Annotated in this window: 7 protein-coding genes and 1 tRNA gene; 3 read left to right on the top strand and 5 right to left on the bottom strand. The window is 53.4% G+C overall.

The features are described 5' to 3' along the window. Positions 1–151 precede the first annotated feature (151 nt). The 3 genes from ltrA to ACFO3S_RS27795 form a co-directional block, all read right to left on the bottom strand. The gene (gene ltrA / locus ACFO3S_RS27805; protein WP_378103014.1) at positions 152–1,552 is read right to left on the bottom strand and encodes a group II intron reverse transcriptase/maturase; all 1,401 of its coding nucleotides are present in this window, start codon (positions 1,550–1,552) and stop codon (positions 152–154) included. Positions 1,553–2,034: 482 nt separating this feature from the next. Next, on the bottom strand, positions 2,035–2,616 hold the full coding sequence (locus ACFO3S_RS27800; protein WP_378103012.1) for a copper amine oxidase: 582 nt from the start codon (positions 2,614–2,616) through the stop codon (positions 2,035–2,037). Positions 2,617–2,793: 177 nt separating this feature from the next. Continuing rightward, positions 2,794–2,994, bottom strand: a complete 201-nt coding sequence (locus tag ACFO3S_RS27795; protein WP_378103009.1) for a hypothetical protein — start codon at positions 2,992–2,994, stop codon at positions 2,794–2,796. A 187-nt stretch (positions 2,995–3,181) separates the two neighbouring features. On the opposite strand from ACFO3S_RS27795, the gene ACFO3S_RS27790 reads away from it, so the two are divergent. Next, positions 3,182–3,931: an MBL fold metallo-hydrolase gene (locus ACFO3S_RS27790; protein ID WP_378103006.1), complete on the top strand. Its 750-nt coding sequence runs from the start codon at positions 3,182–3,184 to the stop codon at positions 3,929–3,931. Positions 3,932–4,133: 202 nt separating this feature from the next. Here ACFO3S_RS27790 and ACFO3S_RS27785 read toward each other — a convergent pair whose 3' ends face one another. Then, positions 4,134–4,346 carry a hypothetical protein gene (locus ACFO3S_RS27785; RefSeq protein ID WP_378103003.1) on the bottom strand — a complete coding sequence of 71 codons (213 nt, stop codon included), beginning with the start codon at positions 4,344–4,346 and terminating at the stop codon, positions 4,134–4,136. Between the two features lie 186 nt (positions 4,347–4,532). Here ACFO3S_RS27785 and ACFO3S_RS27780 point away from each other — a divergent pair. Both ACFO3S_RS27780 and ACFO3S_RS27775 read left to right on the top strand, forming a co-directional pair. After that, positions 4,533–4,608 (top strand) — tRNA-Val (locus ACFO3S_RS27780). 191 nt (positions 4,609–4,799) lie between these two features. Beyond that, entirely contained in the window at positions 4,800–5,672 is an 873-nt protein-coding gene (locus ACFO3S_RS27775) for an S-layer homology domain-containing protein (RefSeq protein ID WP_378103000.1), read from the top strand. A gap of 77 nt (positions 5,673–5,749) precedes the next feature. Here ACFO3S_RS27775 and ACFO3S_RS27770 read toward each other — a convergent pair whose 3' ends face one another. After that, positions 5,750–6,064 (bottom strand): hypothetical protein, encoded by a 315-nt coding sequence (locus ACFO3S_RS27770; RefSeq protein ID WP_378102997.1) that lies wholly within the window; start codon positions 6,062–6,064, stop codon positions 5,750–5,752. Positions 6,065–6,195: the final 131 nt, after the last annotated feature.

Raw genomic sequence — 6,195 nt, 5'->3', positions numbered from 1 at the left:
TAGACGCTCACTACCACAACTCTTTATTGCAGCAGCTTAGGGCTGTTTGACGGGTTCGCCTGACTCGATCCCCGTCGAGGGGCCTTCCCTCATCTCTGATGCAGCTTTCACAGCACACCACCACCGTGCATACCGTTCGGTACACGGCGGTTCAACCGTTTGAGTGCACTTGACGTAAGCGCTCGTACTGAGCAGGGAAGTCATAATACCCTGCTTGTGCGAGCCTTTCGTTTGTTACAGAGCGATTCAGTACTGCGCTTCCGGCGATTCGCCAGTAACCCAGCCTTGTGTTTCCCCATTGGTAGGCCTGCCACTCCGGCACTCCAAGCTTTCGCAGGTTCTGCACCTTCGTCCGCGGCTTCTTCCATTGCTTCCAGATATACATGCGCATTCGTCTTCTCAGCCATTCGTTCCAGCTTTGCAGAATTCGTTTCATGTCCGCTACATAGAAGTAGCCGATCCAGCCGCGAATGTAGACTTTCACGTTCTCCATGACCTGCCGGGCATTTCTGCCTTGACTTCGGCTCGTTAGTTCCTTCAACTTCTTCTTTGCTTTGGCCAGGGATTGGCGGTGTACGCGCACGCATACGCCCTTTCCGTTCTTGCCTAGCGCGAATCCAAGGAATTTGAAGTGTTTCTGCGCCACGACGCTGACGACCTTGCTCTTTTGCGCATTTATCTGGAGCTTGAGCTTCTGTTCCAAGTACGTCCGGCTGGATTCCAGCAGTCGCAGGGCTGCTCGTCTACTCTTCGCCAGCACGACGATATCATCCGCATAGCGGATGACCGTCACGCCTCGGCTTTTCATCTCCTGATCATATTCGTTCAGGTAGATGTTAGCCAGAAGCGGCGACAACGGGCCACCCTGTGGCGAGCCCTCTTCCGTTGCCCGACGCACCCCATTCTCCATGACTCCGCTTTTCAGATATTTCTTGATCAGATCGATGACGCCTTTGTCCTGGATGTGTTTGCGCAAGATGTTTAAAAGAAGCTCGTGGTTGAGCGTATCGAAGTATTTAGACAGATCGATTTCGACGGCATGTCCATAGCCTTGCTCGGCATAGGCTTTGACTTTCCGAATCGCTTGCTGCGCGCTTCGCCCCGGGCGGTAACCATAGCTTCCGTCCGAGAAGAGCGGCTCAAACATCGGTTGCAGTTGCTGGGCAATCGCTTGTTGAATCACCCGATCCACTACGGTCGGGATGCCCAGCTTTCGTATGCCGCTTCCATCTGGTTTGGGGATTTCCTTGCGCCTCACCGGGCTTGGCTTGTATTGGCCTTCCCGAATTCGTTGCAAAAGGTTCTCTCTGTTTTCTCGCAGCCACGGTAGCGCTGCCTCGACGGTCATCCCATCGATTCCGGGCGCTCCGTGATTGCGTTTGACCTGCTTGTACGCCCGGTTCAGATTATCTCTGTCCAAGATACGTTCCATCAGATCGGTTGCACCGTCTCTTTCTCTACCTTCCCGAGTTCCGATGCTCCGCGCTCCTGCATACCCTTCACGTTCCACGCTATCTCTTTGCCGGCAGCCCTTTCGGTATTCTGCTTTCATCGCATCGACTCTCCTTTCAGTTTGTACTCGAGACTTACGATTGTTCAGCCCTTCCGCTCGCCGCTTTCGCGGCTCGCGTACTATGGCCTCTGCTGACTTCTCACAGCAAGCTTTACTCCGTGTTTCGGATTTTTTTTCCCTACTTCATGTCTGTGAGACCTCCCCGGGTAAGAGCGATAACTTTCCCCTCATCCATCTGCCACATCTACATGATGAGATTCGGGCAGTATTGGACTTTGCTTTGTACTGCAAGCTCATCCGTCTCACCATGCCTTGTATGTGATTTCTGTTCGTCAGACCGAGGGTTTGCCTCTGGCTTCCTTCAGATTCGGCCTCACGACCGACACCCTTGCCTTCAGCTAACAGTTCCTACTGCCAAGCCTGTAGTGGACTTTCACCACCGAGTTATCGCCCATGCCGGGCGCACAATAAAGAAGCCCGAACCTGTCGCGGTTCGGGCTTCTTCGGTACGCCGACTCGAGTTATTTGGAATTGATCGTTTTCTCCGAGATCACCCTGAAGGAGGAATCGCCGACCGGCTTGACGGAGAAGCGGAGCGTGTAAGGGCCGGCCTTATCGAAATTATAGGAGATATCCTTCATCGTGATCCAGAAATCCGACTTCCCGTCCGGAAAATCGCTGTCCCCGGATTTGCGCTGCTCAATCAGCTTCTCTTCGCCGTAGGGGTCGGCGATCGTCAGCTTCAGCGCATTAATGTCGAGCTTCAAGGAGTCCACCTGAATAAACGTGCTGAATTTGAACTTGTCGTTCATCTTCACATCGGCGAATATCGTCGATCCTACGTTGGTTACCATATGGACGTTGGGCTTGTATACGACGGCCCTCCCGTCCTCTCTGACCACGATCGCCTGAAGCCGATCCGACACGACCTGGGAGGAAATGTAGACTTTATTGTCCACGACGACGCCTCCGTCGGCCACTTCGTCCGACTTCTTATTGTTCATCAAAACCTTTAATTTCTGAGATACGGAATCCGCATAAGCTACACCGCCGAACAACAACGTGAACGCGGCAACCAGAACGATCAGTTTACGAACCTTCATAATTCTTTTCCTCCGTCTTCTCGCCGTCTCGTATCGTGCTTATATTTGGTTATACCGATACCTATGCGGAAAGTTGCGCAGGAAAGTTAAAAATGAATGAAGAGTTTATCATTTCCCCCTCGTCGACCTCATCTGTCGCATCGTGACGAAGCTTGCGCTTGCCCGGGAAATCGCGGTTCACGGTCGGCCGGGCAGCGTCAGCACGCAGGGAACGCCTTGTCCGACCGCTCCGGGAACGCTCATCTGTGCCAAGTAACGAAGCCCTCTGCTGCACGGCGTCTTGCATACGGCGCAGACGTCTGAGGTTACGATCTTCATCTGCGCCCGCTTTTGCTGCTCCGCCGCCGCCGATTTTTTCTTCTTGATCGCTTTGCCCATCGGAGATCTTCCTTTCGCCCGCCTTGAGGAGTTCGATCGTCTCCCACAGACTATGCGAAAGCCGTCCATGCCGACACTGCCGGCCTCATCTTTTTTTAACAGCCTTCTTACTTAGTAAGGTAAATTATGGTACATTGATGTAAGCTGCGATCGCTTGTATGCAATCCCCTATTAAGGAGGTACCGAGTTGAAGATTACCATGTTGGGAACAGGCAGCGCCTTCGCCAAAAGCTTCCATAACAACAATGCTCTCATCGAAGCCGAAGGCCGGCTCCTGATGGTGGATTGCGGAATAACCGCGCCTAGAGCGCTTCATGAGCTGGGATACGGCTTTAACGACCTGCACGCGGTTCTCATTACCCATATTCATGCCGATCATATCGGGGGATTGGAAGAGTTCGCCTTTCAGATGAAATACGTCTACGGCCGCAAGCCGGTTCTGTATATTGCCGACAAGCTCGTTCAACCGATCTGGGAACACTCTCTTAAGGGCGGGCTTCAACAGGAAGACGGAGATACGCTCGACGACTTCTTCGAGGTGAGGCCGCTGAAGCCCGGGGAGCGCCATCCGCTCATGCCGGGTCTTGAGGTCGAACCCGTACCGACCCGCCACATTCCGAACAAGCCGAATTTTTCGATGCTGTTCAACGGCTTCTTTTTCTATTCCGGAGACACGGTGTTCGATCCTGATCTGTTGGCCTCGCTCGTCCATGAACGCGGCGTCAAGGTCATATTTCACGACTGCCAGCTGCACCCTCCGGGCGCCGTCCATGCCTGTCTGCCGCAATTGCTGACTTTGCCGGAGGACTTGCAGAAGCGGATCTATCTGATGCATTACGGAGACGATCAGGCCGAGTTCGTCGGGCGCACCGGCAGGATGAAATTCGTCGAGCAGCAAGTCTCTTACGAGGTGGAGCGGCTCACCCCTAACGAATAATTCATGTTATGATAGTAGCATCATCGAGGAAAGGAAGAACCGTGTTGCTTACCACGTTCATCATCGCCGGTGTCATCGCCGTTCTGCTCATCTGGATCGTACTGTGGACGACCAAAAAAGCCTACTCCCGAAAGTGGGAAGAGGACGAATAATGCCCAAGCAAGGGGGAACCGACGGCCGATGCCGCTTCGGCAGCCCCTTTTTAGCGGTCAAGCTGCGCCGGACGCTCTTCCTGCAAGTCCCCGGAGGGTTCCTCCGGTTGCCGGTTCTCGCGCCGGGCCAGGTGGGCCCAGGTCGTATGCTCGTCATACGCCGAAGTGTCCCGCGTCACGAACCGCGTAATCGCCGCCATCGCTCCGCCGACCAACACGGTCAAGCCGACTATCCACACCGCAAACAATGCCGCTTCCTCCACTCGCCTCCCCCTCTCCCGCCGCTCTTCGTACATATGTACGCAGCCGGAAGCCGAAACATCCCTTTTTTCCAGTCCTTATGCGCGATACAGCTTTTGCGGGTAAAATGAACAAAAAATTTTAAAAATCAGGTTGACTTCAGGCACGCAGCTTGCTATTATATTACTTGTCGCCGCTAAACAAAACATGATCTGATAGCTCAGCTGGGAGAGCACCATCTTGACAGGGTGGGGGTCACAGGTTCGATCCCTGTTCAGATCACCATACTTAAGCGACCGAGAGCCCTTGCACGACGGGCTCTCTTTTTTGTTGTCCGATGCGCAGCCTGAATCGCGGAAGTCCCTCCTTCCCCCGTATTCTTCGCAAAAAGAAAGAGTGCAACCTTTTCCAGACCGGCTCCGTCTACAATACCAAACCAGAAGACATTCCAATACAACGATACGGAGGGAACAAGGATGAGAACAAGAATTCGGAAGTCGGTGATTTTGCTCGCTTTGATCGCGGTTTTCAGCTTAACAGTCGGCGGATCCGCCTTCGCGGGATCAGGAAGCGCCAAGTCGGCCGATAAGAAAGGTATTACCGTGGCCAGCGCCGTCAGCGCCATCGTCCAGGGACTGGATCTGAATATCGATCATATCCGTTTTATTAAGGAGCCGAAAGCTAGCGATTACTATACTAAGGTGAAAGACACGGCCCCTTACGCGAACGATTTTATTATCGCGCATTACAACGGGCTGGATCTTCCGCAAGACGTGAATCCTTCCGCGAAGGTCAATCGCGAGCAATTCGCCAAGTGGCTCTATGGCGCTCTCAGCCAGAAAGGCGATTACGCCTGGATTGAGATTTTCATTCTGATCTCCGACGCCGACCATATTTCGAAAGACAACATGGAAAGCATTCAGAGACTGCTGATCGCTAAAATCTTCACCCTGGACGGCAAGCAGCGTTTCAATCCGAAAAACGGCGTCACGCAAGCTCAGGCCGATCTGCTGATCAACAGAACCGTTCGTTTTATTGGCGAAGTTCCGCCAATCCAGACGCCGGAGCCAGCCGTTCTGAGCGAAGCCAAGCTCACTTCCGAGAAGCTGACGGACGAAGTTGTGAAAGTTACGGTTACCGCTACGGCGCCGCACGCCGGTTACGGAATGGAGATTACGGGGATAACTTTCGATCAGGGCAAAGCGATTATCCAGTATCGGGCCGTCCTTCCCGATCCGGACATGATGTACCCCCAAGCGCTCAAGGACATCTCCGTGTCCACCTACGTCTCGTCCGATCTCGCTCCCGAATTGGGAGATCAACTGCCGGCCGCCCCGTTCCCGGGTTAAAAGACGAACAGCCAAAAGACCGTCGAATCGACGGTCTTTTGGCTGCGAACATGCGTCCAGTATACCCGGCATTCGGATCACTGGGTTTCTTCGATATCCTCCTGAATCATATACCCGGTCTCTCCACCCTCCAGCATAACCAAGTACGAATACTTGCCCGTCGCAACGTCTCTTACGCTTCTTCCCGTCCATTGAAGACGGTCCCCTTTTTTAACGATTAAAATTAACTCGCCCTTGCCGAACGGATTGTCCCGAACTTCCGCTATATCTGCGACGACCGTGACGTAGTGATTGGCGGGCTCGGCCTCTGGCTGCGAGGGGGCCGGCGCGGAGGAAGGGCTTAACCTTTCCACCACCTCGTATCCGAATAGATCGCGCGGCAACCATTCCATAATCTGGATCGGCTACACTAAGTTGGACAGAAAAAATAAGGGCTTGTAGAATAAACCTATCATGCTAAGGAGCGGATCTCTACAGTGCCTAAAAAACAACGACGTACGTTTTCAACTGAATTTAAAAAACA

The organism is Cohnella hongkongensis, assembly GCF_042654645.1.
GTDB classification, from domain to species: Bacteria; Bacillota; Bacilli; order Paenibacillales; family Paenibacillaceae; genus Cohnella; species Cohnella hongkongensis.
Note: the sequence above shows the minus strand (reverse complement) of the source record. Positions and strands in the feature narration are given on the sequence as shown.

Coding starts and splice junctions, on each gene's coding strand:
- ltrA (WP_378103014.1), bottom strand. CDS start 1,552: ATGAAAGCAGAATACCGAAAGGGCTGCCGGCAAAGAGATAGCGTGGAA.
- ACFO3S_RS27775 (WP_378103000.1), top strand. CDS start 4,800: ATGAGAACAAGAATTCGGAAGTCGGTGATTTTGCTCGCTTTGATCGCG.
- ACFO3S_RS27795 (WP_378103009.1), bottom strand. CDS start 2,994: ATGGGCAAAGCGATCAAGAAGAAAAAATCGGCGGCGGCGGAGCAGCAA.
- ACFO3S_RS27800 (WP_378103012.1), bottom strand. CDS start 2,616: ATGAAGGTTCGTAAACTGATCGTTCTGGTTGCCGCGTTCACGTTGTTG.
- ACFO3S_RS27770 (WP_378102997.1), bottom strand. CDS start 6,064: ATGGAATGGTTGCCGCGCGATCTATTCGGATACGAGGTGGTGGAAAGG.